General features: G+C 50.1%; 1 protein-coding gene. It reads left to right on the top strand.

Annotated features, from left to right (window positions below; genetic code table 11):
* Positions 1-355 (top strand): DNA adenine methylase (locus ACYQ0N_RS15425; protein WP_460163195.1); only part of this gene is annotated, 355 nt, incomplete at both ends.

A 355-nucleotide genomic window follows, 5' to 3' on the forward strand; every position in this document is an offset into this window, starting at 1 on the left:
GGCGCTGAGGGACGAGATTCTCTCAAGGTTTCCGCTTTACTATGAGAAATATATCGAGGTTTTCGGAGGGGCAGGCTGGGTACTGTTTCATAAACCGCCGGGCATGGATTTCGAGGTCTGGAACGACCATAACTCAAACCTTGCAAATCTGTACCGCTGCGTCAGGGATAAACCGAATAAGCTTAAATACAAGCTCAGATACGTCCTTAATTCCCGCGAGGACTTTAATTGGATCGCGGCTCTTCATAAGAAAGGACTGTTCGGCAGATTCCGTGACGCTGACAGGGCGGCTAAGTTCTATCAGCTGATACGGTACAGCTATGCAAGCGGTCTTGACAGCTTCGGCAGTCAGCCG

The organism is Ruminococcus sporogenes (assembly GCF_054655175.1).